A 340-nucleotide genomic window follows, 5' to 3' on the forward strand; every position below is an offset into this window, starting at 1 on the left:
TGACGACCGGGAATTTGGCTGCCTTGATACGCCGCTCGACCTTGCGACGATCCCGCTCGATCATCTCTCGCTCGGCAAGCCGGGTGAGGTATCCGATATGGTCGACGCCCTCGGTGGCGCAAAGCCTGGCCAGTTTCTGATACTCCCGCTGGAAGGTCGGCAGCTTCAGGCTTTTGAGGTCGTGGGCAAGCAGGATCTCGGGGGCTTCGTTGCTCATGCCGCTTCTCCCTTCCCCGATGACAGGAGGCCCATATACGCCTTCGCCGATGTCGTCTCCACGGTTGCTCTCGGCAGGTAGGGATAGATCGACAGATCCAGTCGCGGCGGCCGGCGCTCCACC

1 protein-coding gene is annotated in these 340 nt (G+C 62.4%); it reads right to left on the reverse strand.

Going from position 1 to position 340, the window contains the following annotated elements; genetic code table 11:
• Nucleotides 1–217 (reverse strand): ATP-binding protein (locus tag V6766_RS25525; RefSeq protein WP_448471037.1); only part of this gene is annotated, 217 nt, incomplete at its 3' end.
• Nucleotides 218–340 lie beyond the last annotated feature (123 nt).

The sequence above is a fragment of the Martelella sp. AMO21009 genome (genome assembly GCF_053484295.1).